Raw genomic sequence first — 25,125 nt, forward strand, 5'->3', positions numbered from 1 at the left:
CGACGCTTTTATGTATGAGGGACACCGTTTATGCAAAGCAGTACCGCCGATCTATTGAAGCCCCGTATCATCGACGTTGAGAGCGTCTCGCCGTTACGCGCCCGTGTCATCATGGAGCCGTTCGAGCGTGGTTACGGGCATACGTTGGGCAATGCCCTGCGTCGTATTCTGTTGTCATCCATGCCAGGCGCTGCTCCAACTGAAGTTTCCATCAGCGGCGTGTTGCACGAGTATTCGACCCTGGAAGGGGTTCAGGAAGACGTGGTTGACATCCTGCTGAACCTGAAAGGTATCGCGCTCAAGTTGAATGACCGTAGTGAAGTGTTGCTCAAGCTGAAAAAATCCAGCGAAGGTGCGGTGACCGCCGGTGACATCGAAGTCGGTCACGATGTGGAAATTCTCAACCCGGATCATGTCATTGCTCACCTGACCAAAGGTGGGAAGCTGGACATGGAAATCAAGGTTGAACAGGGGCGCGGCTACCAGCCGGTTTCCGTACGTCGCCAGCCGGAAGACACGCAAACCCTCGGCGCAATCAAACTGGACGCCTCGTTCAGCCCAGTGCGTCGCGTAGCTTATGCGGTGGAAAGTGCGCGCGTTGAACAGCGCACTGACCTGGACAAACTGGTGCTGGACGTGGAAACCAACGGCACCATCGAACCAGAAGAGGCGGTGCGTTATGCCGCCCGCATTCTGGTGGACCAGCTGGCGTTGTTTGCTGATCTGAAGGGGACTCCAGTCGCTGCCGAGTTGCCCAAAGTTGCACAGGTTGATCCCATGCTGCTGCGTCCGGTGGACGATTTGGAGTTGACTGTGCGTTCTGCTAATTGTCTGAAAGCAGAAAACATTTACTATATCGGCGATCTGATTCAGCGCAGTGAGACCGAGCTGCTCAAGACGCCTAACCTGGGGCGCAAGTCGCTCAACGAAATCAAGGACGTGCTGGCTTCCAAGAGCCTCAGCCTGGGAATGAAACTCGAAAACTGGCCGCCCGCAGGTCTTGAGAAGCCGTAATTAAGCAGAAGGAATATAACGATGCGCCACCGTCTTGCCAATCGCAAACTGAATCGCACCAGCAGCCACCGTGCTGCGCTGTTGCGCAACCTGACCAACGCCCTGCTGCGTCACGAGGTTATCAAAACCACCTTGCCCAAGGCGAAGGAGCTGCGTCGCGTTGCCGAGCCCATGATTACCCTGGGTAAAAAGCCCTCGCTGGCTAACCGTCGTCTGGCCTTCAACCGTCTGCGCGACCGTGACATGGTGGTCAAGCTGTTCGATGAGCTGGGCCCGCGTTTTGCCAGCCGCAACGGCGGCTATTTGCGCATCCTCAAATACGGTTTCCGTGATGGTGACAATGCACCCATGGCGTTGATCGAGATGGTGGATCGTGCCGAAGATGCCGGCGTGGTCGAAGCTGCAGAATAAGTATTCTTGATAAACAAAAAGGCCGGGCTTGCCCGGCTTTTTTGTCTTCTGCATAGTGTCGGACTTGATCTGTATGCGAGCTTGGTCATGATCGTATTGTTCACTGATTTTGGCGCACACGATCCCTATGCAGGGCAGGTCAGGGCGCGCCTGTCAGTTGAAGCGCCAGGACAGCTGGTAGTGGATTTGCTGCACCAGGTTCCGGATTTCAATGCCCATGCCGGCGCGCATCTGCTGGCTGCATTTGCGGCAGGATTTCCACCGGCTAGCGTATTCCTGGCCGTGGTGGATCCGGGAGTGGGCACAGACCGCGCTGGCGCCGTCGTTAGCGCAGGCGGGCATTGGTATGTCGGGCCGGACAATGGTCTGCTGTCGATAGTGGCCGGACGCGATCGACAGGCCAAAATCTGGCACATAGACTGGCAGCCGGAGCTGTTATCCAGCACCTTTCATGGGCGCGACCTGTTTGCCGTGATTGCGGCAGAAATTGCGCGCGGTGAATTTCCTGCGCACAAATTATTGCCGGCCAACAAACTACAAGTCGAGTTCGATACGGATGATCTGGCACGGATCATTTATATCGACCACTATGGCAATGCGTTTACCGGCATTCGTGCAGCAGGCATCCCGCCATCCAGCCGGGTGCGTGTGCGCGGCATGGAACTGGGCCATGGCGAGACGTTTGGAAGGCTCGGCAGGGGGCAAGGTTTCTGGTTCGGCAACAGCGTGGACCTGCTCGAACTGGCGGTCAATCGCGGCAGCGCGGCTGCGGATTTCGGCTTGCAGGTGGGGGATGTGGTTAGTGTGCTGAAGCCCAACTAGGCGATCAGAATGGCGCGGTAATCATTCACGTTGGTACGCGTGGGTCCGGTTACCAACAAGTCGCCCAGGGCGGCGAAGCAGGTATGGCTATCGTGGCTGGCCAATAATCTTGCGGGATTGAGCCCAAGCGCCTGTGCGCGTGACAGCGTATCCGGGCCAATCAGTGCGCCGGCATTGTTTTCGGTGCCGTCGATACCGTCGGTGTCGGCAGCCAGCGCATAAATCGCATCCATGCCGTGCAGTTCGATCGCCAGCGCCAGCAGGTATTCAGCGTTGCGGCCACCGCGCCCGCTGCCTTGCGTTGCCACGGTAGTTTCGCCGCCCGACAGCAGGACCAGCGGGCGCGCAGCGCCGCTGTTGGCCAGGATTTGGCGTACCCGATGCACGTGTATCTGCGCAACCTGCTGCGACGACTGCGTTTCAGCCTCGTTGACAATGGTTGCCGTGACCCCCTGTGTCTGGAAATAGTCCACGGCTGCGCGGAGCATCTGCCGGGCGCCGCCGATGACGCGGTTTTCCGTGCGTGCGAAGCAGGTATCGCCAGGCTTGGGCGTATCGGCGATCTCGCCTTTAGCACCGCGCCGCAGGTACGCATGGACGGCAGCATCGGCTTCGATCCGGAACCGCTCGAGTATCGCGAGCGCGTCACCAAACGTGCTGGGATCGGCACAGCACGGGCCGGATGCGATGTGGGTAGGGTCATCGCCCGTCACGTCGGACAGGATCAGTGCGCGTACTTGTGCAGCCCCGGCAGCGCGTGCCAGTTGACCGCCTGCAAGCTGGGTGAGATGTTTGCGTACCGTGTTGATATCCTGAATGGATGCGCCTGAATTGACCAGTGCGCGCGTAACCCGGCGCAGCGCCTGCAGGCTGATACCGGCAACCGGCAATGCCAGCAGGCTGGAGCCACCGCCGGATATCAGCGCGAGCAGTAAATCGTTCCGGGTAAGGGTAGCGGCCCGTGCCAGCATTTGTTGTGCAGTCTCTGCGCCACGCCCATCGGGGAGCGGATGGCTGGCCTCAATGACTGCAATGCGCCGGGTTGGCAGGCTGTGTTGATAGCGTGTGACGACCAGTCCCTGTAATGGCGCACTGTCAGGCCAGTGCGCTTCCACCGCGCACGCCATACTGGCGGCAGCCTTGCCTCCTCCCAGCACCAGCGTGCGTCCGCTGGGTGGGGCGGGTAGATAGGGCGGCACCAGCCGCAGCGGATCAGCGCCTGCCAGGGCGGCGTGAAACGAGGCAATCAGCAGCGCGCGCGCCTGGGCCGTCTGCATTTTTAACGTGCCAGAATGGGTTTCAGATAATGACCGGTATGACTTGCCGGGTTGGCAGCCACTTGCTCGGGGGTACCGGTGGCGAGAATCTGGCCGCCGCCGTCGCCGCCTTCCGGCCCGATATCCACAATCCAGTCAGCAGTCTTGATCACATCCAGATTGTGCTCGATCACCACCACGGTGTTGCCCTGGTCCGCCAGGCGATGTAGCACCTTGAGCAGCATGTCGATGTCATGGAAGTGCAGGCCGGTGGTGGGTTCGTCGAGGACATACAGGGTGCGTCCGGTATCGCGCTTGGATAGCTCCAGCGACAGTTTGACGCGCTGCGCCTCGCCGCCGGACAGGGTGGTGGCAGCCTGCCCCAGCTGGATGTAGCCCAGGCCCACGTCGAGCAGGGTTTGCAGCTTGCGTGCCACCACCGGTACCGCGCTGAAGAAGGCATGCGCGTCTTCCACCGTCATTTGCAGCACCTCGTGGATGGTCTTGCCCTTGTACTGGATTTCCAGGGTTTCGCGGTTGTAGCGTTTGCCGTGGCAAACGTCGCAGGGTACGTAGATATCCGGCAGGAAGTGCATTTCTACCTTGAGCACGCCGTCGCCCTGACAGGCCTCGCAGCGTCCGCCCTTGACGTTGAAGGAGAAGCGCCCCGGCCCGTAGCCGCGTTCGCGCGCCCCCGGCACCCCGGCGAACAGCTCGCGGATGGGTGTGAACAGGCCGGTATAGGTTGCCGGGTTGGAGCGTGGGGTGCGGCCAATCGGGCTTTGATCGACGTTGATTACCTTGTCGAACAGCGCCAGACCCTGGATCTCGGTGTGCGGCGCGGGTTCTTCCGCGGAACCGTACAGGTGTCGCGCCATCGCGGTGTAGAGGGTGTCGTTGATGAGCGTGGATTTGCCCGAGCCGGACACGCCGGTGACACACACCAGCAGCCCGGCGGGGAGTTCGAGCGTCACGTTTTTCAGATTGTTGCCGGTGGCGCCGCTGAGGGTGAGCATACGCTCAGCGTCCGGCGCCCGGCGCGCCTTGGGCAGGGCAATGCTGCGCCGCCCGGACAGATAATCAGCGGTGAGCGAAGCCGGGTTGGTGAGGATGTCGGCGGGGGTGCCTTCAGCGACAATCCGGCCGCCGTGCTCGCCCGCCCCGGGGCCCATGTCCACCACGTAGTCGGCGATGCGGATGGCGTCCTCGTCATGTTCCACCACGATCACCGTGTTGCCGATATCACGCAGGCGTTTCAGGGTGCCGAGCAGGCGCGCGTTGTCGCGCTGGTGCAGGCCGATGGAAGGCTCATCCAGCACGTACATCACACCAGTCAGCCCGGAACCGATCTGCGAGGCCAGACGGATGCGCTGCGCCTCGCCGCCGGAGAGGGTGTCGGCAGAGCGGTCCAGCGACAGGTAATCCAGCCCCACGTTGTTGAGGAAGGTCAGCCGTGCGGCAATTTCCTTGACGATACGGTCCGCGATGGCTTGCTTGTTGCCAGACAGCCGCAGGGTTTCGAAGAAGGTGAGTGCCTGCTTCAGCGGCAGTGCCGACAGCGCATAAACGGTCTGGCCGCTGACGAACACGTGGCGTGCTTCGCGGCGCAGACGGGTACCTGCACAGGCTGGGCAGGGTTTGTTGTTGAGGTATTTGGCCAGTTCTTCGCGCACTGCGTTGGAGTCGGTTTCCTTGTAGCGTCGCTCCAGGTTGGCAATGATGCCCTCGAAAGGATGGCTGCGCGGTCTGCGTTCGCCGGGGTAGCGGAACGCGATTTTTTCCTTGTCGCCGCCATGGAGCAGAATTTGCTGGATGGGGTATGGCAGTTTTTCGAACGGGGTTTCCAGGTCAAAGCCGTAGTGCAGCGCTAGGCTTTGCAACATCTGGAAATAAAACTGATTGCGCCGGTCCCAGCCTTTTACCGCGCCGGAAGCCAGCGACAGGTGCGGGAAGGCCACCACGCGTTTGGGGTCGAAATACTGGATTGCACCCAGTCCGTCGCACTTGGGGCAGGCGCCCATCGGATTGTTGAAGGAAAACAGGCGCGGTTCGAGTTCGGGGAGTGAGTAGTCGCACACCGGACAGGAAAAGCGTGCAGAGAACAAGGTTTCCTTGCCGCGATCCATCTCCACTGCCAGCGCGCGGCCATCAGCATGGCGCAGCGCGGTCTCGAACGATTCCGCCAGGCGCTGCTTGGCGTCCGCGCGCACTTTCAGGCGATCCACCACTACTTCGAGGGTGTGCTTCCTGTTCTTGTCGAGCTTGGGCAGGGCGTCCATTTCATGGACCTTGCCGTCAATGCGTACGCGCACGAAACCCTGGGCGCGCAACTCGTCCAACAAGTCGACATGCTCGCCCTTGCGTCCCACGATCAGCGGGGCAAGGATCATCAGTCTGGTATCTTCCGCCAGCGCCAGCACGTGATCCACCATTTGCGACACAGTCTGTGCCGCCAGCTCGATGTGGTGCTCCGGGCATTGCGGCGTGCCGACGCGAGCGAACAGCAGGCGCAGGTAATCGTGGATTTCGGTGACGGTACCCACGGTGGAGCGGGGATTGTGGCTGGTGGCCTTCTGTTCGATGGAAATGGCAGGCGACAGCCCCTCGATCAGATCCACGTCGGGTTTTTCCATCAGTTGCAAAAACTGGCGCGCATAGGCAGACAATGATTCCACATAGCGGCGCTGGCCCTCGGCATAGAGCGTGTCAAACGCCAGCGACGACTTGCCCGAGCCCGACAGGCCGGTAATCACCACCAGCTTGTTGCGTGGCAGATCGAGGTTGATGTCTTTTAAATTGTGGGTGCGGGCACCGCGAATGCGGATGTATTCCATCTGGTTGCGTGTTCCTTGGGTGAATGGAACCAGCGGGGCGTTGCCTGCTCAAAATAGAGCTGGTCTTCCGCGGGTTAAATGCCTTTTCCGTCTTAATCGGAAAAGGCTAACCTGTTAATATACCGACTTTTGAGAGCGTGCCCAAATCCATGCAGCCATCCGAAAAAATGACCTCCACCGAGTTGCGTGCCAGTATTGGTCTGGCCAGCATTTTTGGCCTGCGTATGTTGGGGATGTTCCTGATTTTGCCGGTGTTCGCGCTTTATGCTGAGCACCTTCCAGGCGGCGCCAACCACACCATGATAGGTCTGGCATTGGGCGCCTACGGTCTGACCCAGGCGCTGCTGCAATTGCCATTCGGCATTGCCTCGGACAAATTCGGACGCAAGCGCGTAATCTACTTCGGCCTGATCCTGTTTGCCATTGGCAGCTTTGTCGCTGCCAGCGCGACAACCATCGAGACGATTATCCTGGGCCGCGTGATCCAGGGCGCCGGGGCGATTTCCGCCGCGGTGACCGCGCTGCTGGCTGACCTGACGCGCGAGGAGCACCGCACCAAGGCGATGGCCATGATCGGCGGCACCATTGGCGTGACCTTTGCAGCGTCGCTGGTGATGGGGCCAGCCTTGTACCAGTTTATCGGTATGCCAGGAATTTTTGCGATGACGGGCATCCTCGCGACAACGGCATTGGCGGTAGTCAAGTGGGGTGTTCCTGATCCGCTGATTAGCCGTTTTCATGCAGATGCGGAGACCAACCCGGCAAGGCTGGGGGACGTGCTCAGGGATACCCAGTTATTGCGCCTCAATTTCGGTATTTTTTCGCTGCATGCAGCGCAGATGGCAATGTTCGTGGTGCTGCCCTTTGCGCTGCGCAACACCAGTAGTCTGGATATCAACCACCAGTGGGAGGTATACCTGCCGGTGGTGCTGGTGTCGTTCGTGCTGATGGTGCCGGCCATCATTTATGGCGAGACACGCAGCAAGTTGAAGCAGGTATTCGTTACCGCTGTGGCCGGGATGCTTGCCGCACAGTTGGCGATGGCGGCCAGCATGGATCACTTCTGGGGTATCGTTGTCGCGCTCACCATGTACTTTATAGCGTTCAATGTCCTCGAAGCCACCCTGCCTTCACTGATCTCCAAACTCGCTCCAACCACTGCCAAGGGTACGGCAATGGGGGTGTATAATACATCGCAGTCGCTGGGGCTGTTTTTCGGTGGCGCCACGGGTGGCTGGCTGTCGCAGCACTACGGTTTTTCCGCCGTGTTCATGTTCAGTTCCGGGCTGATGCTGGCGTGGCTGGTGGCGGCGGCAGGGATGCGTACCCCGCCAGCGGTGAAAACCCGCATGTTCCATGTCGGGCGGCTGGATAGCGACCAGGCCGGACAGCTTGCTCGCCGCCTCGGTGCGCTGTCGGGCGTAATGGAAGCCGCCGTGATTGCTGAAGAGGGTGTGGCCATACTTAAAGTCGCACTGCACGGCTGGGATGAGCGGGGTGCGCTTAATTTGATAGGGGAGACAACATAATGGCATCGGTCAATAAGGTAATTCTGGTAGGCAACCTGGGCAAGGACCCGGAGGTGCGCTATGCGCCCAGCGGCGATGCCATCGCCAACGTGACCCTGGCTACCACTGAAAACTGGAAAGACAAAAACGGTGAGAAACAGGAAAAAACCGAATGGCATCGGGTATCGTTCTTCGGAAAAACTGCCGAAGTGGTGGGTCAATACCTGAAAAAAGGTAGTCAGGTGTACGTGGAAGGCCGTATCCAGACCCGCAAGTGGACCGACAAAGAAGGCCAGGAACGCTACACCACTGAGATTGTGGCTGACAAAATGCAGATGTTGGGTGGCCGCAGTGGCTCAGCCAGCATGGATAGCGATAGCGGCGAGAGCCGCCGCCCCGCTGCCGCGCGTCCGGCGCCCGCATCGAATAGCGCGGCCAAATCTGGCGGCACCAGCTTTGACGATATGGAAGACGATATTCCGTTCTGATGGCAGCGACTGCCCAGGTTGAATTTGTCGGGCCGGGCGCAGCAGAAAGTCTCTATACCCGTTTTCTCGATACTCTGACGCATTTTGGGCGTGAGCGTGTGGCGCTGGAGGACATCCGTCAGCCACACTACAGCTATGGCGCACTGCTCAAGATCACGCTGGCGCTGGGACGGCTGGTGAGTAAAATCACCGCGCCGGACGAGCATGTCGGCGTGTTGATGCCCAACCTCGCCAGCACGGTTGGTCTGGTGCTGGGCATGAATGCATTCCGGCGCGTGCCGGCCATGCTTAACTATACCGCAGGTGTGCAAAACCTGCTCGATGCCTGCACCGCCGCGCAGGTGAAAACCGTCGTCACTTCGCGTCAATTTCTCGAAACTGCCGAACTCGAACAGCAAGCCGCCGGTCTGGGCGAACAGGTACGCCTGGTGTATCTGGAAGACATGCGTGCTGGATTCGGCTGGCTGGATAAAGCCTGGCTGGCGGGCTATGCCATGTTGTTCCCGGCGCGCGCCGCCAGCCCAGGCAATGCCGATGCGCAGGCAGTGGTGTTGTTTACCTCGGGCTCCGAGGGCAGGCCCAAGGGCGTGGTGTTATCCAACCGGGCGCTGCTCGCCAATGTGGATCAAATCTGCGCGGCGATTGATTTTTCTGCAGATGAGAAATTTTTCAATGCATTGCCGATATTTCATTCTTTTGGTCTGACTGCGGGCGTCCTGTTGCCCTTGCTCACCGGCGTGTCCAGCATGCTCTACACCACGCCGCTGCATTACAGGCAGATCCCCGAAATGATTCGCGTGCGCGGCTCGACCGTGCTGTTTGGCACCAGTACCTTTTTTGCCAATTACGCAAAATTCGCCGCAGCGGAGGACTTCCGCAGCCTGCGTATCGTGGTGGCAGGTGCGGAAAAACTGACCGAGCCGGTGCGCGAGACCTGGCGCAGCAAATTTGGCATTGAACTGATAGAAGGCTATGGTGCGACGGAAACTGCACCGGTACTGGCGGTGAACCCGCTGACGGATATTCGCCCGGGCAGTGTGGGACGTTTGTTGCCGGGGGTAGACGCGCGCGTGGTGCCGATCCCCGGCATCCGCAGCGGTGGTGTGTTGCATGTGCGTGGACCGAATCTGATGTTGGGCTACTACCGGGTCGAGAACCCCGGCGTGCTGGAGCCGCCGGCGTCAGAAGTCGGCTCGGGCTGGTACAACACCGGCGACGTGGTCGAAATTGACCACGACGGTTTCGTCCGTATTGTTGGCCGCGTCAAACGCTTCGCCAAGGTGGCTGGCGAGATGATCTCGCTGGAAACGGTTGAGGCTATCGCCGCCCAGGCGGCGCCGGATTGTCAACATGGCGCGGCGACGGCGCAGGACGAACAGCGCGGTGAGGCGATAGTGTTGTTCACTACCGCGCAAGGGCTGTCGCGCGAGCTCCTGCTGGAGGCGGCCAGGACCATGGGATTGCCGGAAATCGCCGTGCCGCGCCGGCTTGAATATATCGAGACCTTGCCTGTGCTGGGTACAGGCAAGGTGGATTATGTGTCACTACAGGCTTTGGCCGGAGGTATATAAGCAGCCGCATGTAGCGTGTAGTTAGTCATCCAGTTTGAATAATAATAAAATGCAAAAAAGGGAGAAACGTGCAATCAGCATTCCTGCGCCTGGTAACAGGGCTCGCGCTGGCAGGGAGCAGTCCGTTGCGGGCCGCTACGGAACAACTGCCACCGAGGCGGATTACCTTACCGACTTGCCGGTAGTGCTGTCCGCTCCGCGGCTGTTGCAACCGCAGCAGGAAGCCCCGGCAGCGGTGACGGTGATCGGCCAGGAGATGATCCGTGCCTCCGGTTTTCGCGGGATTTCCGATTTGCTTTGCCTGGTGCCGGGGTTTGGCGTATCCGATTACGCCGCCAATATCACCGGTGGTGACCTGTCACGGCATGAGCGATGCCTTCTCGCGGTGCATGCCAGTGCGGGTGGACCGGCGCACCAAACACCTTTCGCAAACCCAGGGTAAGCCTGCCTTCATGACGGTTGGCGACAATGGCGTGCGCGATGGCATGTATCGTTACGGCGGCGCGCAGGCGCACTGGATTACCGCATTACGGTGGTGCAGAAGCAGGATGAGCGCTACACCGCGCTGGCCGGTACAATCCGGCGCCATGCTGGAGAAGCACATTCCGGCGGCACCACCCTCTCCCGCGACTGGCTGTGAATTGTCTGATCAACCCCGATCATGCCAGATTCAGCTGTTGAATGCATCGCTACCCGATGTTGCCCGCGTCGGTGTGTCGATGAGGCAATTCTCATTGCCATGCGCAGCCTTCTGGCCGGCTGGGGATTGCGCGCGGCCATGCCCGCAGTGCTGATTACCGGCGATGCCGCCGCCGAAGCGCTACCCCACTTGTAACGCCCTGAAAAACCCATATATCAGACATTCTTAATGTACAATAACAGGTTGAATTGTTAACCGTTTTTTCAGGAGTCAGCTATGCCTATCTACGCCTATAAATGCGCTGCCTGTGGCCATGCCGAAGACGTCATGCAAAAAATGTCCGCTGTTGCACTTACGGTATGTCCGCACTGTGGCAAGGACAGCTTCAGTAAACAACTTACCGCCGCCGGTTTCCAGCTCAAGGGTAATGGCTATTACGCCACCGACTTCAAGGGCGGCAGTCCGGCCAAAAAGGAAGAATCTGCTCCAGCTGCGGCCTGCGGGAGTGGAGCCTGCCCGGCGTGTACGTGACCAAACGCAATCACAGACTGCGCGAGGATAAGTCAATATGAAACGCTACTTCATCACCGGACTCTTGATCTGGGTGCCGCTGGGGATCACCCTGTGGGTGCTCAATCTCATCATCGGCAGCATGGATCAAACCCTGCTGCTGTTGCCCCGGGCGTGGCGGCCAGAGGCCTGGCTGGGAATGCACCTGCCCGGCCTGGGAGTGGTGCTGACTTTGGCGGTGATTCTGCTCACCGGCCTGGTGACTGCCAACATCATCGGCCAGCGCCTGCTGCTGTTCTGGGAAAGCCTGCTGGGGCGCATTCCGGTAGTGAAGTCGATTTATTACAGCGTCAAGCAGGTATCCGACACGCTGTTTTCCGGCTCGGGTGAGGCGTTCCGCAAAGTGCTGCTGGTGCGCTACCCGCACCCGGATGCATGGTCGCTGGCGTTTCAGACCCATATCCCCGGCGATGTGGTTGGCAGCCTCGACGCGGAATATGTTGGGGTGTTTATCCCCACCACGCCCAGCCCGGTGAACGGCTTTTATTTTTTCGTAAAAAAATCCGACACCATCGAACTCGGTATCAGCGTGGATGTGGCGCTCAAGTACATCGTTTCGATGGGTGTGGTGTCGTCGCCTGACAAGCACCCTATAGTCACAAATTCCAGCAATTAAGCAGCTTCATTTTTCAACATTTCTCCTCCAAAAAATCACCATGCGTACCCACTACTGCGGTTCTGTGAACCGCACCCACCTCGATCAAACCATCTCTCTGTGTGGCTGGGCGCATCGCCGCCGCGACCACGGCGGGGTAATTTTCATTGACCTGCGCGACCGCGAAGGCATGGTGCAAGTGGTGTGCGACCCGGATCGCGCCGATACTTTCAGGATAGCCGAGGACGTGCGCAGCGAATTCGTGCTGAGAATCACCGGTCGCGTGCGTGCGCGCCCGGAAGGCACCGCCAACCCCGGCCTGGCCAGCGGCGAGATCGAAGTGCTGGCGCTGGAAATGGAGGTGTTGAACGCCTCTGCCACACCGCCATTCCAGCTCGACGACGAGAACCTGTCCGAGAACGTGCGCCTCACCCACCGCTATCTCGATCTGCGCCGTCCGGTAATGCAGAACAACATGCGCCTGCGCTATCGCGTTGCCAAGACCTTGCGTGACTACCTTGACGCCAACGGCTTCATGGAAATCGAAACCCCGATGCTGACCCGCTCCACGCCGGAGGGCGCACGCGATTATCTGGTGCCGTCGCGCGTGCATGCCGGCATGTTCTACGCGCTGCCGCAGTCGCCGCAGTTGTTCAAACAATTGCTCATGGTGTCCGGTTTCGACCGCTACTTCCAGATCACCAAATGCTTCCGCGACGAAGATTTGCGCGCCGACCGCCAGCCCGAATTCACCCAGGTGGATATTGAAACCTCGTTCATGTCCGAAGAGGAAATCATGAACCTGATGGAAGCCATGATCCGCGAGATGTTCAAAAAGGTCATGGGCGTCGATTTGCCAGACCCGTTTCCGCGTATGCCATATAGCGAGGCGATGAACCGCTACGGTTCCGACAAGCCGGACATGCGTGTGGCGCTGCAACTGGTCGAACTCACCGACCTGATGCAAAGCGTGGACTTCAAGGTATTCCGCGGCGCGGCAGACATGCAGGGTGGCCGCGTGGCGGCGATGAAAGTGCCCGGCGGTGCGGAGCTCTCGCGCAAGGAGATCGACGACTACACTGATTTCGTCAAAATCTACGGCGCCAAAGGCCTGGCTTACATCAAGGTCAACGATGTGACCCAGCTCAATGAAACCGGCCTGCAATCGCCCATCGTCAAATTCCTGCCGGAAGCGGCGCTGGCCGAGATCATTGCGCGTACCGGGGCTGGCAACGGTGATCTGATTTTCTTCGGCGCGGACAAGGCCAGTATCGTCAACGACGCGCTGGGTGCGCTACGCAGCAGGGTCGGTCATGAAAAAGGCCACGCTGTGAATGAATGGAAGCCATTGTGGGTGGTGGATTTCCCGATGTTTGAATACAACGAGGGTGAACAGCGCTGGGACGCGCTACACCACCCCTTCACCGCGCCCAAGCCGGGCCACGAAGCCCTGCTGGAAAGCAACCCGGGTGCTGCGCTGTCACGCGCTTACGACATGGTGCTGAATGGCTGGGAAGTCGGCGGCGGTTCGGTGCGTATTCACCAGCAAGCAGTCCAGGAAATCGTGTTCCGCGCCCTTGGTATCAGCCCGGAAGAAGCGCGCGAGAAATTCGGCTTCCTGCTTGATGCCCTGCAATTTGGTGCGCCGCCGCATGGCGGTCTGGCCTTCGGTCTGGATCGCCTGGTGGCGCTGATGGCGGGTGCGGAATCCATCCGTGATGTGATCGCCTTCCCCAAAACCCAGCGTGCCAACGATCTGATGACGCAAGCGCCAAATGCAGTAGACGAGCGCCAGCTGCGTGAATTGCACGTGCGTTTGCGCAATGTAGAGGCAGCAAAGGCGTAAACCGCTCAGCCCGCCGCCAAAATGGCGGGCTTATTTTTGCAGCGCGGCGAGTACCGATTGCTCGAAGTGCTGTGCCTTGGACGAACTCGCCACAGCGCCGAGGATTTTTTTGCACTTGGCGACTTCTGCCAGCAGCTCGCCTTGCGTGTTGGCTTGTGCGAGCTTGTCCACATGCGAGGATTTGGCACCAAACAGCGCAGTCATCATGTCTACAGCATGGTGCTTCGCATCCTCGAAACGGTTTCCGCTATCTGTGCTGTGATGCATGGCGTGATCCAGCTTGTCTGCCAGATCGTCGTGACTGGCTGCTGCGACGCTGGTCTGCGCAGGGGCCTCGCCACTGGGGCAAATCAAACCCAGCTGCAGCATGTCTTGCAGCGTGCCTTCCAGATCGGTTATTCCGCGCATGGTCTCGCCGATTTGCGCTACTGATAACGTGCCGTCCAGCACAAACAGCAACTGCCGGCAGCGTGGCTTGAGCCCGAGTTTGGGTTGCCGCAGTTCTTCCCGTCCAAGGGGGGTGCGGACATAACAGAGTGCAGGGTTCATCTTCAATCTCCAGTTTTTATATTGTTCAACTGGTAATCTAATACCGGTTATTGTCATATAACGGTAATTATTTCCGCACCTTGAGGAATTGTTATGGAACAAGAATATAAACGGCCAGTTTCGGTGCTGGTCGTTATTCACACACCGCACGCGCAAGTATTGCTGCTGGAACGGGCCGACCATCCAGGCTGGTGGCAATCTGTCACGGGGAGCCAGGATGGCAGTGAAACCCCGCGGCAGACCGCAGTACGTGAAGTGGCGGAAGAAACCGGGCTGGATGCACGATGTTTTCAGCTTGACGACTGGGGCTATCAAAACACTTACGCCATCTACCCGCAGTGGCGTCATCGCTACGCGCCGGGTATCACCGAGAATACCGAGCACGTATTCGGCCTGATTTTGCCCGAGGCACTGCCGGTCACCGTGGCGCCGCGCGAGCATCTGCGTTATACATGGCTGGCGGCTGAAGCGGCGGCGGCAAAATGCTTCTCTCCCAGCAATGCCGAGGCGATCAAACGCCTGCTCGAAATATAGGAAACAACAGCTGTGTCTACACGTGCAATCCGGTCAATCCTGTCCAGGTCTGGCATCCGTTCAGGATGTTTTGCGTAGCCAGGGTGGTCACGTAAATGACATATTGTGCATATAGGATGCACAGGTTATTTTGTTAATGGGTAGAATGTCCATGGGACCGCGTGACCTGTTGCTGGATATCCTGGAAAACGGAACCCTCCAGGCTGTTTTCCAACCCATCATGGATTTGCGCGCGGGCCAGCTGATAGGCTATGAAGGCCTGATCCGCGGTCCTTCCGACAGTCCGTTGCATGCCCCCATCAAGCTGCTGACTACTGCCGAGCAATTTGGCTTGTCAGCCCGCCTGGAGTCCCTGTGTGCGGCTACCGTGCTTGACTGGTTCATCAAGCGAGCGCTACCCGGACGCCTGTTTTTGAATGTGAGTCCGCTGGGTTTGCTGGAAGGTTGCCTGAAAACCGATGCAGTCCAGGCACGCCTCACCAGAGAAGATTTCCCGCGTGATCGTATTGTTTTCGAGATTACCGAAAGTTCTCCCAAGATGGCGTTGGCGCCGGTGGTGGAAGCGGTCATGGCGTTGCGTGCACAGGGATTCCAGATTGCGCTGGATGACTTGGGTGAAGGCTTTTCCAGTCTCAGGCTGTGGTCAGAACTGCAGCCGGATTATGTAAAAATAGACAAGCATTTTGTCCATGGGATTCACCAGGACCCCACCAAGCTGCAATTCATCCGTTCCATACAGCAAATCGCCGAGAACGGCGGCGCGCGCTTGATTGCGGAAGGCATCGAGAACCGGGCCGAGTTCCAGGTCATCAAGGACATGGGTATCTGTTTCGGGCAAGGCTATTTCATAGGTCACCCGCTAGACCGTCCGGCCCATTCGCCCAGCCAGGAAGTGCTGGAGTGCATGGCCAGTGCACAAATTTGCGTTTATCCACATACCCGGAAAATTGACGCCCGCAAGAATCAATCCAGAAAATTGCTGATTGAAGCGCCTTCGGTATCGCCGGATGCAATGAGCGAAGAAGTGCTCAATGTATTGCAGGCGCATCCCAAGCTCCACGCCTTGCCGGTGGTTAAAGATGGCGTGCCTGTCGGGTTGATCAATCGCGGCATGCTGATTGACCGTTTTTCACGTGTGTACACGCGTGAATTGTATGGCCGCAAGCCTTGCGCCATGTTCATGGACAGCGCCCCGCTGATTGTCGATATCAAAACATCCGTGGCCGAATTGAGCCAACTGGTTGTCAACAAGGGTAAAAGCAATTTTGCCGATGGGTATATCTTCACCGATCGGAGGCGCTACATGGGTGTGGGATCGAGCTTTGACCTGATGCAGGAAATCACCCGGATGCAAATCCAGGCAGCGCGCTATGCCAACCCCCTGACCCTGCTGCCAGGAAACGTGCCGATCAGCGAACATACCGAACGTTTGCTGGAAAATAAGCAGGCGTTTTGTGCGTGCTATGCCGACCTGGATCATTTCAAGCCCTTCAATGATGTCTACGGCTATCGCAAGGGGGATGAAGTCATCCAGATGACAGCCAATTTGCTATCTGTGCATTGCGATCCGGACATGGATTTTGTCGGGCATATCGGCGGTGATGATTTCTTTATACTTTTCCAGAGCACGGATTGGGAGCAGCGTTGCCGCAAGACACTGGATGCATTTGACAGCAACCTTGCGCGGATGCTGTCAGCCCAAATCCTGGCTGACGGCGGCTATGTGGCGGAAGACCGGCGCGGCAACATGGAATTTCATTCTTTCCCCGCATTATCCATTGGGGTGGTACAGGTTGCGCCGGGACGATTTGCCGGACATCACGAGGTCGCTGCGGCTGCGACGGAAGTAAAAAAAATGGCAAAACGCACCCCGGGCTCCAGCCTCTACGTTGATAAGCGCAGCAGCGCGCCGGGGCGTGAGCAGCCACGCGTTGCCGCATAGCCATCCATGATTATGATGCGCATGGACAAGCCATCCTCCATCAGGCTGTGCTTCAGGGACACATCGAGCCGACGCTTCGACCGCAGGAATTGCTATCATAGGGCCATGAGTATCGTTCTGCGCGTCGCCAGCTACAACATCCATAAAGGGTTTTCCCACTTTAACCGACGCATGGTCATCCACGAGCTGCGTGAGCGGCTACGGGCGCTGTCCGCGCAGATTGTGTTTCTGCAGGAAGTGCAAGGTAGCCACGCTGGCCACGCGGAGCGTTTCGCTAACTGGCCCACCACGCCCCAATACGAATTTCTCGCCGACAGCGTATGGGAGGACTTCGCCTACGGCAAAAACGCCGTCTACGATGCAGGCCACCACGGCAATGCCATCTTGTCGCGCTATCCCATCCTGCGCTGGGAGAATCTGGATATTTCCGCCCACGCCTACGAATCACGTGGCCTGCTACACGCCGAGATGGCGGTGCCGGGGATGAAACGAGAGCTGCATTGCCTGTGCGTGCACATGGGCTTGTTCGAACGCGGCCGTACCATTCAGATGCATTTGCTGGCCGAACGTATCCGTAGCGCAGTACCGGATGGCGCGCCGCTCATTATTGCCGGTGACTTCAACGACTGGCGCATCCGGGCCGGGAAGCAGCTGGCGCAGGAATTGGGGCTTAGAGAAGTGTTCGAGCTTGCCCACGGTAGCCCGGCGCGCAGTTTCCCCTCGGCATTTCCGATGTTCCACCTCGACCGAATCTACGTGCGCGGCTTTGACGTGGCGGACGCGCGCGTATTGCACGGCGCCAGCTGGCGGCGCATTTCTGACCACGCCGCGCTCACTGCAACCCTACAACACGCATGACACCCGGTCTCCTGTCCGGTAACCGCATTACCCTGCTACAAAACGGTAGGGAATTTTTTCCCGCGCTGCAGGCGGCGATAGACGCTGCGCAGCACGAAGTCCATCTGGAAACCTATATTTTTGCAGACGACCCGACCGGGCGCACGATTGCCGCCGCCCTGTCGCGTGCTGCATTGCGTGGAGTGAATGTGCGTTTGATGCTGGACGGATTCGGTTGCAAGACACTGCCACACATGTTGCTGAACGAGATGCGCCGCGATGGCGTCGAGATATTGATATTTCGCCCCGAGCCCGGCCTGCTGCACCTGCGCCGCAACCGCCTGCGCCGCCTGCACCGCAAGCTGTGCATGGCAGATGCGCGCATCGCGTTCGTGGGTGGTATCAATATCATTGACGACATGGACACCCCCGGCCAGATTCCGCCGCGCTACGACTATGCGGTGCAGGTGGAGGGTCCGATACTCGCTCAAATCGTGCCCGTGATGCGGCGCCTGTGGAAGCTGGTTAAATGGACCCAAGGCCGCCGCCGCTCGCGTCTGCCGCACTCAGTTGTGCACACTGCACCAGCAGGCGACCAGCATGCTGCGCTGCTGATACGCGATAACCTGCGTCATCGGCGCGACATTGAGCAAGCTTATCTGGATGCCATCAGTGCAGCGCGCAGTGAAATTATTATTGCCAATGCCTACTTCCTGCCCGGTATCCGTTTCCGCCGTACATTGATCGAGGCGGCCGAACGCGGCGTGCGCGTTACTTTGCTATTGCAGGGCAGGGTGGAATACCGCCTGCTGCACTATGCCACGCGCGCCCTGTATGGCCAATTTCTGGCGGCAGGGATAAAAATATGTGAATACCATAAGAGTTTTCTGCACGCCAAAGTAGCGGTAATAGACCGCTACTGGGCAACCGTCGGCTCCAGCAATATAGACCCGTTCAGCCTGTTGCTGGCGCGCGAGGCCAATGTGGTGGTCGAAGACAGCTCATTTGCCGCGCAACTGCGTGCCAGCCTGCAAACAGCCATGGATACAGGCAGCCAGTGCCTTATTCACGACAGTTGGGTGCATCGGCCCTGGTACAAGCGCAGCCTGGTCTGGCTGGCCTATGGTACGGTGCGCTTCATGATGGGAATGCTGGGGTACGGCAAGCAAAGCTGAAGAATGTGTGGCGCGATGAAATTATCTTATGGCCAGCCAGATGCGGGATAGCTGGCCTATATTGAAATGACAGGAGGCAGAATCATGCTCACATCCATCGCCAGTGTCATGTTCCATCTCGATCGTAATCTCGGTCCTTCCGAAAAAGGCGTGCTGGAAGACTGCGTGCGCGAAGACCCCTGCGTCATCAGCGCGCATGTTTCACAATCTGCTCCGCATCTCATGCTGGTCGCCTATGATCCCGACTGCACCAGCATGCGCAGCATCCATCAAAATCTCACCGGCCGCGGTGTGGATGCACAGTTAGTGGGGCTGTGACCTGCATTGAATTGCGGTAGTGCTCCGGGCGAAACGTATCAGCGCCTTCGCCCCGAGGTCATCGCATGCTTGTCATACCACAGCTGTTTGAAATTCACTTTCGGCCTGGGAGTTGCGTCGGTAAATGTTGTATGGCTGGACTTTTCCCGGTGCCCTTGCCGTTAAAACAACGAGAAGCCTTGGCCTTGCCCCCGTGGTTCTCCGCTGTTCGTTTTTAATAAGGCATGACGGACACAGGCGGAGCACTAATATAGAGCGTATTTTGCATTAATCCGGTGCAGCACTCGCTAGGTACTGTCGTCACGAGATAGTCAGCCAAAGGGTAAGACAGCGAATTTGTACGGCAGCCACGAAGGATGACAAGTTTTTCGCATAGCGGGTGGCGATCCCTCGCCACCGCTTGAGATGCAAGAATGCGTTCTCGACCAAATGGCGTAGCTTGTAGAGATGCTTATCGTACTCTCTGGGTTGTTTACGGTTTTTGCGCGGCGGAATAACCGCTTTTGCTCCTTGTTCCTCGACTTTCGCCACGATCGCATCGCTGTCGTAGCCTTTGTCGGCAAGAAGGTGCTCCATCTGAAATCCCTCAATCAATTGGTCAGCCTCAGCGCAATCTGCTCGGGTACCTTCTGTAATAACTGCTCTGAGCGGCATACCATGCGCATCCACGGCCAGATGTATCTTTGTGTTGAGCCCCCTTTTGTACGGCTCATGCCTTGATTGCCTCCGCGTGCCCCAGCGGCATGGGGGGGAACCTTGCAATGGCTGGCATCGATCATGAGCCATTCGTAATCCGGCTCGACAATGAGCTTTTCCAGCAACGACTCCCAAATGCCTTGATCGCGCCAACGGCAAAAGCGTCGATGGGTGTTTTTCCATCCTCCATACGAGGCAGGCAGGTCTCGCCACGGCGCACCCGTGCGAAGAATCCAAAACACCGCATTGATAAATCGGCGGTTATCTTGTACCACTCCACCCCAAACACCTGCGCGCCCAGGTAAATGCGGTTCGAGCAAGGCCCAATGTTTGTCCGTAATGTCGTGTCGATGGATGGTTTCTGGCATTCGGTTATGAGTTTTTTACGAAAACCATATTTTGCCACATCTTGTGACGACAGTATCTAACAAATCGACCATCTGTGCCAGCGTCGGGCGCCACCTCGATCGCAGGCCCCTCCGAAAAGCGTGCCGGAAGGCTGTTGCGCCAAGACCCTGGCGGGATCAACGCTCGTGTTTCCCCATCGGTATCCCATTTGATGCGATTTTTTCAATTTCTTCTATAGTCAAAAGGACTTCGTTATTTATAGCTGCCCGCCCCGCTCTGAAAATAATTGAGAGGTATCCATGTCAAGATCATCCGAATTGCTGAAACTTCCAGGTGTCATGGCTGCGGGTCTTTTTTCAAGAAAAGGATTGCTGGAAGAGTTCGAAGGACCTTTCTCCGCGGCGGAAGCCGCAGCAATGGCTAGTTTGTGTTCTTCCATTACCCTCACCATGGAGATGCAGGGCCTTTTCTTGGATCATCTGGCGGATAAGTCGGGCTGGGAGTCCTGCTATGGCTGGGCGATGTGGGGTCCCGAAATGTGCATTACCAGCATACGCGACAGCATGTGCATTCTGCATGCGCAGGAGACTTCGTTCAGCGAGGTGATCTCGGTCATGCGCCAATCGGCGGGTGTTGAAGAAAACAGTACTGAATGAAAGGGAGCAATATGCCTACATTGGATCAATTGATGTCTTTGCCGGGCGTGTATGGTGCAATTGAGTTTTCCTGCACTGGAGAGCTGGGCGAGATGCGTGGCGAACTTGAACGTGGTTTCGCCGAAGTTGTCGCTCAGATGTGCGCCGCTAACGTAGCCATTTACCGCATGCAGGCCACGGGATGGGCAAAATATACTGGCCAGCAGGGTTTTCTGCCAGAACGCGGTTTTGCCTTCCTGAGTCTGGATCATGTCATGATGGGTATGGGAGGCCAGGCCATCCTCGCGCGCGGCAAGGATTTTGATTACGACCAGGCTTACACGCTCTTCAATGAAGATACCTAGCCACGCCGGCGTCGGGAAAGGAGGATGGAACCATGATTGATCTGGAAAACCTGCTTGTGATCAAGGGCGTGGTTGCCGCATTTCGCTTCAATGATGACGGTTCCCTGGCCGAGTCGGTAGGTGAGTTGGATCAAGAGAATGCAAGTCTGGCGGCGCAGCTGTGTTACGCCAATGGGCGCATCTCTCATCAAAGCAGCAATGTCCTCATGACCATTTCCGGCATGGCGGGTTGGCCGCCTCGGGGATGGATGATGCTGGGCGATGCGTTGTCCATCTGCACGATCGCAAATGTGGTCTGTTTTGTAAGCAACGCCGGGGTGTCTTTCAACGAGGTAGTGCACGTCCTGTCGGAAGTGGGGCACGAATAGGCTCACCTTCCTGCTGGCTTGATCAGCGTGAATATCCAGTTCCAAGTCAAGTTAAACGATTATGAAAAAACTGGTGTGTAGTGAACGTAATGTGGTCTGCTCTCATCCTGCCACTGCTCGCGCAGCGAGTGACCTCAGCATGCCACGAATAATCCGTCGCTCCATTTCCGAACCGCTCGCCGGTGCGGCCTTTGAGTAGTTCGTAGGCGCATTCCCGATCCGCTTCTTTTACATAATATGAGACCGTGACGGTTGGCCATTTGCGGCAGCAGGAAGAGCGATTGGCTGGTTTTGGCAATGGGCAGAGGTTCGGTCGTGGTGGGTTATCGGGAGCGGGGCCAAAATGGTAAGATTGACGCATTTTTCAGAACCAAGAGGTAGTTATGTCCGGCCACAGCAAATGGGCGAATATCAAACACAAGAAAGCCGCGACGGACGCCAAGCGCGGCAAGATTTTCACGCGCTTGATTAAAGAAATCACCGTCGCCGCCAGATTGGGTGGCAGCGACAGCAGTTGTAACCCGCGCTTGCGTCTGGCCATGGACAAGGCCTTCGATGCCAACATGCCGAAAGACACCACGGAACGCGCCATTAAACGCGGCTCTGGTGAGCTGGAGGGTGTGAACTACGAGGAAGTGCGTTATGAGGGTTACGGCATCAATGGCGCGGCGGTGATAGTGGATTGTCTCACCGACAACAAGGTGCGTACCGTCGCCGACGTGCGCCATGCCTTCAGCAAGCATGGCGGCAACATGGGCGCCGAAGGTTCGGTGGCGTTCCAGTTCAAGCACTGTGGCCAGCTCTTGTTCGCTCCCGGGACCGACGAGGACAAGCTGATGGAAGCCGCACTGGAAGCGGGTGTGGATGATATTGTCAGCCACGAGGATGGCAGTATCGAAGTCATTACGCCGCCGTACGAGTTGCACACCATCAAACAGGCGCTGGAAGCGGCTGGATTCAAGCCGGAATTCGCTGAAGTGAGCATGAAGGCGCTGAATGAAACCGAGCTGAGTGGCGACGATGCGGAAAAAATGCAAAAGCTGCTGGATGCACTGGAGTCCCTGGACGACGTGCAGGAGGTGTTTACCTCCGCAGTGATTAATGAGTAGCCGCCATTATCTGACCGGCTTGAACGCGTCAAGGTGAATAGCATCCGTATCCTCGGCATCGACCCCGGCCTGCGCATCACCGGCTTCGGCGTCATCGAAAAAACCGGCAGCCGCATCCAGTACCTCACCAGCGGCTGCATCAAGAGCGGGGAGGGGGCGTTGCCGGAGCGGCTGAAAGTCATCCTGCTGAGCCTGCGCGAGGTGATTCAGAGCAACCAGCCGCAGCAGGTGGCGGTGGAAAAGGTGTTCGTCAACGTCAATCCGCAGTCCACCCTGCTGCTCGGCCAGGCGCGCGGTGCGGCAATATGCGCGGCGGTGCTGGAGGCGCTGCCGGTGGCCGAATATACCGCGCTGCAAGTGAAACAGGCGGTGGTGGGCAACGGCCACGCCGCCAAGGAGCAGGTACAGGAGATGGTCAAACGCCTGCTGAATCTGCCCGGCGTACCCAGCCCGGACGCCGCCGATGCGCTGGCCTGCGCCCTCTGCCACGCTCACGGCGGACAAGGGTTGGGCGGCTTCGCCACGGCGGGCTATCGGGTCAAAAACGGGCGTCTGGTTTAAAGCTCGCCACGGGGAAGGCAAAAGGCAAGCCCAGGGGGCTTGAATTTTGCCTTTTGCCTTCACTGTTCTCCCCGTGCTTCAATAGCCGTTTTCAGATTTAACCCCATAAGGGCAACCCATGATCGGCAGAATCACCGGCACCCTCATCGAAAAGCATCCGCCGCAGGTGGTGGTGGACGTGCACGGCATGGGCTACGAAATCGACGTGCCCATGAGCACCTTCTACAACCTGCCCGCCATCGGCGAACGGGTGGCCCTGCATACTCATCTGGTGGTACGCGAGGACGCGCAGCTGCTGTATGGCTTCGGCAGCGAAGCGGAGCGTGCCACTTTCCGTCAGCTCATCAGGATCACCGGCGTCGGTGCGAAAATGGCGCTGGCGGTGCTGTCCGGCATGAATGCGAACGAGCTGGCGCAGGCCGTGGCGATGCAGGAGACCGGGCGCCTCACCAAAATCCCCGGCATCGGCAAGAAAACCGCCGAGCGCCTGCTGCTGGAACTCAAGGGCAGGCTCGCCGACGCCCTGCCGGGGGCGGGGCAGGGCGGGGTGGCGGCCGCCGGAGGCGACGTGCTCAATGCGCTGCTGGCGCTGGGGTACAATGAACGCGAAGCCGTCCACGCCGTGCGTCAGTTGGCAGCCGCTACCGGCGTGGAAGACGGCATCCGCCAGGCGCTTAAATTGCTCTCGAAAACATGATCGAAACCGACCGGCTCATCGCCCCTGCTGCGCAAAGCGTCGCAGAGGAACAAATCGAGCGCGCGCTGCGCCCCAAGAACTTGTCCGAATACGTCGGCCAGGAGAAGGCGCGCGGACAGCTCGGCATTTTCATCGAGGCGGCGCGCAAGCGTCGTGAATCACTCGATCATGTATTGCTGTTCGGCCCGCCCGGACTGGGCAAGACCACGCTGGCGCACATCATCGCCCGCGAGATGGGCGTGAACATGCGCCACACTTCCGGACCGGTGCTGGAGCGCGCCGGCGATCTGGCCGCCTTGCTCACCAACCTCGAACCCAACGACGTCTTGTTTATCGACGAAATCCACCGCCTGAGCCCGGTGGTGGAGGAAATACTCTACCCGGCGCTGGAGGATTTCCAGCTCGACATCATGATCGGCGAAGGCCCGGCGGCGCGCTCGGTCAAGCTCGACCTGCCGCCGTTTACCCTGGTCGGCGCCACCACCCGCGCCGGCATGCTCACCAACCCGCTGCGCGACCGCTTCGGCATCGTCGCCCGGCTGGAGTTCTACACACCGGAAGAGCTGTCGCGCATCGTGGCCCGTTCAGCGCATCTGCTGGAGATGACCATCGTGGATGACGGAGCATTCGAAATCGCGCGCCGCTCGCGCGGCACGCCGCGCATCGCCAACCGGCTGCTGCGCCGGGTACGCGACTATGCCGAGGTGCGCGCCGATGGCATCGTGAGCCGTAGCGTGGCCGATGCCGCGCTGGTGATGCTCGACGTGGACAGCGCCGGACTGGACGTGATGGATCGCAAACTGCTCGCCGCCGTGCTGGAGAAATTCGACGGCGGCCCGGTTGGGCTGGACAACCTCGCCGCTGCCATCGGCGAAGAGCGCGACACCATCGAGGACGTGCTCGAACCCTATCTCATCCAGCAGGGCTATTTGCAGCGCACGCCCAGGGGCAGGATGGCTACCGCCATGGCTTACCGCCACTTTGGTCTGGCCGCACCCGGCAAGACGGCAGCAGCGGAATTATGGGATGGCGATGTCTGAGTTCGTGTGGCCGGTGCGGGTGTATTACGAAGACACCGATTCCGGCGGTGTGGTGTATTACGCCAATTATCTCAAGTTCATGGAGCGCGCCCGTACCGAGTGGCTGCGTGCGCTGGGCTTCGAACAGACCGTACTGGCGGCCGCGCATGGCGTGATGTTCGTGGTGCGGCGCGCGACAGTGGAATACCTGCGGCCAGCGCGCTTTAACGATGAACTCAGCGTGGCCAGCACGGTCAAGCGCTTTGGCCAGTGCCGTATCGTTTTTGCCCAGAATATTGTGCGCGACAGCTTGCTGGCAAGCGGTGAGACGGAAGTGGCGTGCGTCAGCTCGCTGTCATTCAAACCGGTTAAAATACCGGACACTCTTTTACAGGCATTGGAACAACTAGCGTGAAT

General features: G+C 58.7%; 27 protein-coding genes. 23 read left to right on the top strand and 4 right to left on the bottom strand.

Annotated elements, in window-relative coordinates:
• Positions 1-30 precede the first annotated feature (30 nt).
• The 3 genes from GZH91_RS03740 to GZH91_RS03750 all read left to right on the top strand — a co-directional run bounded on the left by GZH91_RS03740 (position 31) and on the right by GZH91_RS03750 (position 2,247).
• The gene (locus tag GZH91_RS03740; protein ID WP_147074865.1) at positions 31-1,014 is read left to right on the top strand and encodes a DNA-directed RNA polymerase subunit alpha; all 984 of its coding nucleotides are present in this window, start codon (positions 31-33) and stop codon (positions 1,012-1,014) included.
• A gap of 21 nt (positions 1,015-1,035) precedes the next feature.
• A complete protein-coding gene (gene rplQ, locus GZH91_RS03745) occupies positions 1,036-1,425 on the top strand; it encodes a 50S ribosomal protein L17 (RefSeq protein WP_147074864.1) in 390 nt (129 codons plus the stop codon).
• An 87-nt stretch (positions 1,426-1,512) separates the two neighbouring features.
• On the top strand, positions 1,513-2,247 hold the full coding sequence (locus GZH91_RS03750; protein WP_147074863.1) for an SAM hydrolase/SAM-dependent halogenase family protein: 735 nt from the start codon (positions 1,513-1,515) through the stop codon (positions 2,245-2,247).
• Here the strand turns inward: GZH91_RS03750 and GZH91_RS03755 are convergent.
• Both GZH91_RS03755 and uvrA read right to left on the bottom strand, forming a co-directional pair.
• Positions 2,244-3,524: a glycerate kinase type-2 family protein gene (locus GZH91_RS03755; protein WP_147074862.1), complete on the bottom strand. Its 1,281-nt coding sequence runs from the start codon at positions 3,522-3,524 to the stop codon at positions 2,244-2,246. The genes GZH91_RS03750 and GZH91_RS03755 overlap by 4 nt on opposite strands.
• 2 nt (positions 3,525-3,526) lie before the next feature.
• The gene (gene uvrA, locus GZH91_RS03760; protein WP_147074861.1) at positions 3,527-6,337 is read right to left on the bottom strand and encodes an excinuclease ABC subunit UvrA; all 2,811 of its coding nucleotides are present in this window, start codon (positions 6,335-6,337) and stop codon (positions 3,527-3,529) included.
• A gap of 149 nt (positions 6,338-6,486) precedes the next feature.
• Between uvrA and GZH91_RS03765 the strand changes: the two genes are divergently transcribed.
• From GZH91_RS03765 to aspS, 7 genes are all read left to right on the top strand, one after another.
• Complete coding sequence (locus GZH91_RS03765) at positions 6,487-7,866, top strand: MFS transporter (RefSeq protein ID WP_198415389.1); 1,380 nt, start codon at positions 6,487-6,489, stop codon at positions 7,864-7,866.
• Positions 7,866-8,333 carry a single-stranded DNA-binding protein gene (gene ssb, locus GZH91_RS03770; protein ID WP_147074860.1) on the top strand — a complete coding sequence of 156 codons (468 nt, stop codon included), beginning with the start codon at positions 7,866-7,868 and terminating at the stop codon, positions 8,331-8,333. Before GZH91_RS03765 ends, ssb begins: the two co-directional genes overlap by 1 nt.
• On the top strand, positions 8,333-9,904 hold the full coding sequence (locus tag GZH91_RS03775) for an AMP-binding protein (protein WP_147074859.1): 1,572 nt from the start codon (positions 8,333-8,335) through the stop codon (positions 9,902-9,904). Before ssb ends, GZH91_RS03775 begins: the two co-directional genes overlap by 1 nt.
• Before the next feature lie 49 nt (positions 9,905-9,953).
• Entirely contained in the window at positions 9,954-10,346 is a 393-nt protein-coding gene (locus GZH91_RS03780) for a hypothetical protein (RefSeq protein ID WP_147074858.1), read from the top strand.
• A 474-nt stretch (positions 10,347-10,820) separates the two neighbouring features.
• Positions 10,821-11,075, top strand: a complete 255-nt coding sequence (locus tag GZH91_RS03785; RefSeq protein ID WP_147074857.1) for an FmdB family zinc ribbon protein — start codon at positions 10,821-10,823, stop codon at positions 11,073-11,075.
• Positions 11,076-11,112: 37 nt separating this feature from the next.
• Positions 11,113-11,730 (top strand): DUF502 domain-containing protein, encoded by a 618-nt coding sequence (locus GZH91_RS03790; protein WP_147074856.1) that lies wholly within the window; start codon positions 11,113-11,115, stop codon positions 11,728-11,730.
• 40 nt (positions 11,731-11,770) lie between these two features.
• Positions 11,771-13,555 (top strand): aspartate--tRNA ligase, encoded by a 1,785-nt coding sequence (aspS, locus tag GZH91_RS03795; protein WP_147074855.1) that lies wholly within the window; start codon positions 11,771-11,773, stop codon positions 13,553-13,555.
• 30 nt (positions 13,556-13,585) lie between these two features.
• Here aspS and GZH91_RS03800 read toward each other — a convergent pair whose 3' ends face one another.
• Positions 13,586-14,104, bottom strand: a complete 519-nt coding sequence (locus tag GZH91_RS03800; protein ID WP_147074854.1) for a hypothetical protein — start codon at positions 14,102-14,104, stop codon at positions 13,586-13,588.
• A 93-nt stretch (positions 14,105-14,197) separates the two neighbouring features.
• On the opposite strand from GZH91_RS03800, the gene nudB reads away from it, so the two are divergent.
• From nudB to GZH91_RS03825, 5 genes are all read left to right on the top strand, one after another.
• On the top strand, positions 14,198-14,638 hold the full coding sequence (gene nudB / locus GZH91_RS03805) for a dihydroneopterin triphosphate diphosphatase (protein WP_147074853.1): 441 nt from the start codon (positions 14,198-14,200) through the stop codon (positions 14,636-14,638).
• Between the two features lie 151 nt (positions 14,639-14,789).
• The gene (locus GZH91_RS03810) at positions 14,790-16,580 is read left to right on the top strand and encodes a phosphodiesterase (protein ID WP_198415390.1); all 1,791 of its coding nucleotides are present in this window, start codon (positions 14,790-14,792) and stop codon (positions 16,578-16,580) included.
• A gap of 105 nt (positions 16,581-16,685) precedes the next feature.
• Positions 16,686-17,438, top strand: coding sequence for an endonuclease/exonuclease/phosphatase family protein (locus GZH91_RS03815; protein ID WP_147074852.1), 753 nt, complete (start codon positions 16,686-16,688; stop codon positions 17,436-17,438).
• Positions 17,435-18,592, top strand: coding sequence for a cardiolipin synthase ClsB (gene clsB / locus GZH91_RS03820; protein ID WP_147074851.1), 1,158 nt, complete (start codon positions 17,435-17,437; stop codon positions 18,590-18,592). Before GZH91_RS03815 ends, clsB begins: the two co-directional genes overlap by 4 nt.
• Before the next feature lie 84 nt (positions 18,593-18,676).
• Positions 18,677-18,910 (top strand): hypothetical protein, encoded by a 234-nt coding sequence (locus GZH91_RS03825; RefSeq protein ID WP_147074850.1) that lies wholly within the window; start codon positions 18,677-18,679, stop codon positions 18,908-18,910.
• A gap of 300 nt (positions 18,911-19,210) precedes the next feature.
• On the opposite strand, the gene GZH91_RS03830 is transcribed toward GZH91_RS03825, so the two are convergent.
• Positions 19,211-19,974 (bottom strand): IS5 family transposase gene (locus GZH91_RS03830; RefSeq protein ID WP_161984164.1). Its coding sequence is split into 2 segments (ribosomal slippage): positions 19,211-19,602 and positions 19,602-19,974, totalling 765 coding nucleotides; the frame shifts between segments, so codons are not numbered across the junction.
• A gap of 279 nt (positions 19,975-20,253) precedes the next feature.
• Here GZH91_RS03830 and GZH91_RS03835 point away from each other — a divergent pair.
• The 8 genes from GZH91_RS03835 to ybgC all read left to right on the top strand — a co-directional run bounded on the left by GZH91_RS03835 (position 20,254) and on the right by ybgC (position 25,123).
• Positions 20,254-20,610 carry a DUF2173 family protein gene (locus GZH91_RS03835; protein ID WP_147074540.1) on the top strand — a complete coding sequence of 119 codons (357 nt, stop codon included), beginning with the start codon at positions 20,254-20,256 and terminating at the stop codon, positions 20,608-20,610.
• An 11-nt stretch (positions 20,611-20,621) separates the two neighbouring features.
• Positions 20,622-20,954, top strand: a complete 333-nt coding sequence (locus GZH91_RS03840; protein WP_223264614.1) for a DUF2173 family protein — start codon at positions 20,622-20,624, stop codon at positions 20,952-20,954.
• A gap of 32 nt (positions 20,955-20,986) precedes the next feature.
• Entirely contained in the window at positions 20,987-21,322 is a 336-nt protein-coding gene (locus tag GZH91_RS03845; RefSeq protein WP_147074539.1) for a DUF2173 family protein, read from the top strand.
• Between the two features lie 383 nt (positions 21,323-21,705).
• On the top strand, positions 21,706-22,431 hold the full coding sequence (locus GZH91_RS03850; RefSeq protein WP_147074538.1) for a YebC/PmpR family DNA-binding transcriptional regulator: 726 nt from the start codon (positions 21,706-21,708) through the stop codon (positions 22,429-22,431).
• Positions 22,432-22,464: 33 nt separating this feature from the next.
• Positions 22,465-22,992 carry a crossover junction endodeoxyribonuclease RuvC gene (gene ruvC / locus GZH91_RS03855; protein ID WP_174861866.1) on the top strand — a complete coding sequence of 176 codons (528 nt, stop codon included), beginning with the start codon at positions 22,465-22,467 and terminating at the stop codon, positions 22,990-22,992.
• Positions 22,993-23,110: 118 nt separating this feature from the next.
• Entirely contained in the window at positions 23,111-23,689 is a 579-nt protein-coding gene (gene ruvA, locus GZH91_RS03860; RefSeq protein WP_147074537.1) for a Holliday junction branch migration protein RuvA, read from the top strand.
• Positions 23,686-24,729 carry a Holliday junction branch migration DNA helicase RuvB gene (gene ruvB, locus GZH91_RS03865; protein ID WP_147074536.1) on the top strand — a complete coding sequence of 348 codons (1,044 nt, stop codon included), beginning with the start codon at positions 23,686-23,688 and terminating at the stop codon, positions 24,727-24,729. Before ruvA ends, ruvB begins: the two co-directional genes overlap by 4 nt.
• On the top strand, positions 24,722-25,123 hold the full coding sequence (gene ybgC, locus GZH91_RS03870) for a tol-pal system-associated acyl-CoA thioesterase (protein ID WP_147074535.1): 402 nt from the start codon (positions 24,722-24,724) through the stop codon (positions 25,121-25,123). Before ruvB ends, ybgC begins: the two co-directional genes overlap by 8 nt.
• Positions 25,124-25,125 lie beyond the last annotated feature (2 nt).

It is taken from the genome of Sulfuriferula plumbiphila (assembly GCF_009938015.1).
Taxonomy (GTDB): domain Bacteria; phylum Pseudomonadota; class Gammaproteobacteria; order Burkholderiales; family Sulfuriferulaceae; genus Sulfuriferula; species Sulfuriferula plumbiphila.

What these genes read in the sequence shown, in the direction of transcription:
- GZH91_RS03740 (WP_147074865.1), top strand. Translation starts at nt 31, where the DNA reads ATGCAAAGCAGTACCGCCGATCTATTGAAGCCCCGTATCATCGACGTT.
- rplQ (WP_147074864.1), top strand. Translation starts at nt 1,036, where the DNA reads ATGCGCCACCGTCTTGCCAATCGCAAACTGAATCGCACCAGCAGCCAC.
- GZH91_RS03750 (WP_147074863.1), top strand. Translation starts at nt 1,513, where the DNA reads ATGATCGTATTGTTCACTGATTTTGGCGCACACGATCCCTATGCAGGG.
- GZH91_RS03755 (WP_147074862.1), bottom strand. Translation starts at nt 3,524, where the DNA reads ATGCAGACGGCCCAGGCGCGCGCGCTGCTGATTGCCTCGTTTCACGCC.
- uvrA (WP_147074861.1), bottom strand. Translation starts at nt 6,337, where the DNA reads ATGGAATACATCCGCATTCGCGGTGCCCGCACCCACAATTTAAAAGAC.
- GZH91_RS03765 (WP_198415389.1), top strand. Translation starts at nt 6,487, where the DNA reads ATGCAGCCATCCGAAAAAATGACCTCCACCGAGTTGCGTGCCAGTATT.
- ssb (WP_147074860.1), top strand. Translation starts at nt 7,866, where the DNA reads ATGGCATCGGTCAATAAGGTAATTCTGGTAGGCAACCTGGGCAAGGAC.
- GZH91_RS03775 (WP_147074859.1), top strand. Translation starts at nt 8,333, where the DNA reads ATGGCAGCGACTGCCCAGGTTGAATTTGTCGGGCCGGGCGCAGCAGAA.
- GZH91_RS03780 (WP_147074858.1), top strand. Translation starts at nt 9,954, where the DNA reads ATGCAAAAAAGGGAGAAACGTGCAATCAGCATTCCTGCGCCTGGTAAC.
- GZH91_RS03785 (WP_147074857.1), top strand. Translation starts at nt 10,821, where the DNA reads ATGCCTATCTACGCCTATAAATGCGCTGCCTGTGGCCATGCCGAAGAC.
- GZH91_RS03790 (WP_147074856.1), top strand. Translation starts at nt 11,113, where the DNA reads ATGAAACGCTACTTCATCACCGGACTCTTGATCTGGGTGCCGCTGGGG.
- aspS (WP_147074855.1), top strand. Translation starts at nt 11,771, where the DNA reads ATGCGTACCCACTACTGCGGTTCTGTGAACCGCACCCACCTCGATCAA.
- GZH91_RS03800 (WP_147074854.1), bottom strand. Translation starts at nt 14,104, where the DNA reads ATGAACCCTGCACTCTGTTATGTCCGCACCCCCCTTGGACGGGAAGAA.
- nudB (WP_147074853.1), top strand. Translation starts at nt 14,198, where the DNA reads ATGGAACAAGAATATAAACGGCCAGTTTCGGTGCTGGTCGTTATTCAC.
- GZH91_RS03810 (WP_198415390.1), top strand. Translation starts at nt 14,790, where the DNA reads ATGGGACCGCGTGACCTGTTGCTGGATATCCTGGAAAACGGAACCCTC.
- GZH91_RS03815 (WP_147074852.1), top strand. Translation starts at nt 16,686, where the DNA reads ATGAGTATCGTTCTGCGCGTCGCCAGCTACAACATCCATAAAGGGTTT.
- clsB (WP_147074851.1), top strand. Translation starts at nt 17,435, where the DNA reads ATGACACCCGGTCTCCTGTCCGGTAACCGCATTACCCTGCTACAAAAC.
- GZH91_RS03825 (WP_147074850.1), top strand. Translation starts at nt 18,677, where the DNA reads ATGCTCACATCCATCGCCAGTGTCATGTTCCATCTCGATCGTAATCTC.
- GZH91_RS03835 (WP_147074540.1), top strand. Translation starts at nt 20,254, where the DNA reads ATGTCAAGATCATCCGAATTGCTGAAACTTCCAGGTGTCATGGCTGCG.
- GZH91_RS03840 (WP_223264614.1), top strand. Translation starts at nt 20,622, where the DNA reads ATGCCTACATTGGATCAATTGATGTCTTTGCCGGGCGTGTATGGTGCA.
- GZH91_RS03845 (WP_147074539.1), top strand. Translation starts at nt 20,987, where the DNA reads ATGATTGATCTGGAAAACCTGCTTGTGATCAAGGGCGTGGTTGCCGCA.
- GZH91_RS03850 (WP_147074538.1), top strand. Translation starts at nt 21,706, where the DNA reads ATGTCCGGCCACAGCAAATGGGCGAATATCAAACACAAGAAAGCCGCG.
- ruvA (WP_147074537.1), top strand. Translation starts at nt 23,111, where the DNA reads ATGATCGGCAGAATCACCGGCACCCTCATCGAAAAGCATCCGCCGCAG.
- ruvB (WP_147074536.1), top strand. Translation starts at nt 23,686, where the DNA reads ATGATCGAAACCGACCGGCTCATCGCCCCTGCTGCGCAAAGCGTCGCA.
- ybgC (WP_147074535.1), top strand. Translation starts at nt 24,722, where the DNA reads ATGTCTGAGTTCGTGTGGCCGGTGCGGGTGTATTACGAAGACACCGAT.